Origin of the sequence: Pelagimonas varians (assembly GCF_003208435.1) — a bacterium.
Taxonomy (GTDB): Bacteria; Pseudomonadota; Alphaproteobacteria; order Rhodobacterales; family Rhodobacteraceae; genus Pelagimonas; species Pelagimonas varians.
On the sequence record NZ_QKMF01000052.1, the window covers coordinates 1 to 1,555 of the forward strand.

General features: G+C 54.8%; 1 protein-coding gene. It reads left to right on the forward strand.

All coding sequences use genetic code 11. From position 1 onward, the window contains the following. Entirely contained in the window at positions 1-1,176 is a 1,176-nt protein-coding gene (gene tuf, locus C8N36_RS23900) for an elongation factor Tu (protein ID WP_097804419.1), read from the forward strand. Positions 1,177-1,555: the final 379 nt, after the last annotated feature.

The window sequence follows — 1,555 nt, forward strand, 5'->3', positions numbered from 1 at the left end:
ATGGGTAAGGAAAAGTTTGAACGCGGTAAGCCGCACTGCAACATCGGCACAATCGGCCACGTTGACCACGGCAAGACCACACTGACAGCGGCGATCACCAAGTATTTTGGTGACTTCAAAGCGTATGACCAGATTGATGGTGCGCCAGAAGAAAAAGCGCGTGGTATCACGATCTCTACAGCGCACGTTGAGTATGAGACACCTAACCGTCACTACGCTCACGTTGACTGCCCCGGCCACGCCGACTACGTCAAAAACATGATCACCGGTGCGGCGCAGATGGACGGCGCGATCCTGGTTGTGAACGCAGCTGACGGCCCAATGCCTCAGACACGCGAGCACATCTTGCTGGGTCGCCAGGTTGGCATCCCCGCAATGGTTGTTTTCATGAACAAAGTTGACCAGGTAGACGACGAAGAGCTGCTTGAACTGGTTGAGATGGAAATCCGTGAGCTGCTGACCGAATACGGTTACCCTGGCGACGATCTTCCAATCATCGCAGGTTCTGCTCTGGCAGCCATGGAAGGCCGCGACCCAGAGATTGGTGAAGAGAAAATCAAAGAGCTGATGGCCGCCGTGGATGAGTACATCCCACAGCCAGAGCGCGCGATTGACCAGCCTTTCTTGCTGCCTATCGAAGACGTATTCTCGATTTCCGGTCGTGGTACAGTTGTGACCGGCCGTGTTGAGCGCGGTGTTGTTAACGTTGGCGATAGCCTCGAAATCGTTGGCATCCGTGACACCACCACCACCACCTGTACCGGTGTTGAAATGTTCCGCAAGCTGCTGGATCGCGGTGAAGCTGGTGACAACGTTGGCGTTCTGCTGCGCGGTATCGACCGTGAAGGCGTTGAGCGTGGTCAGGTTCTATGTAAGCCAAAGTCGGTTAACCCACACACCAAGTTCGAAGCTGAGGTCTACATTCTGACCAAAGACGAAGGTGGCCGTCACACGCCGTTCTTCAAGAACTACCGCCCACAGTTCTACTTCCGTACAACAGACGTGACCGGTACTGTTTCGCTGCCCGAGGGCACAGAAATGGTTATGCCAGGTGACAACCTGAAGTTCGCGGTTGAGCTGATCGCCCCAATCGCCATGGAAGATGGTCTGCGTTTCGCGATCCGCGAAGGTGGCCGTACCGTAGGTTCGGGCGTTGTTTCCAAAATCATCGAGTAATCCCAACTGGTTCCAGTTGAGATGATATTCTGAAAGGCCGCTCCGCAAGGGGCGGCCTTTTGCTTTTGTGGGGCGCGATTTTTCGTCGAAAAATCAATCTATGCCGATCTGGTGGGAGCAAAAAGAAACAGCGCCGCCTCAATCAGAGGGCGACGCTGTTATCTGGTGTCGCGCATCGGGGAGGGCGGTGCGCGACACATCAGGTTGGTAGATATCAGTTCACGATCTTGCGGATTGCGTTGCGCTTTTCGCTTTCGGTGTTGCCGGAGTGCAAGATGGAGACGACCATGTTTGCTTCGGTTGCGGTCAGAGCGGAGACATCTGCATTTGGTGCGTAAGTCTGAACGTCAGATGACAGCGAAGCATTGGCAGCGCCAGT

Coding starts and splice junctions, on each gene's coding strand:
- tuf (WP_097804419.1), top strand. CDS start 1: ATGGGTAAGGAAAAGTTTGAACGCGGTAAGCCGCACTGCAACATCGGC.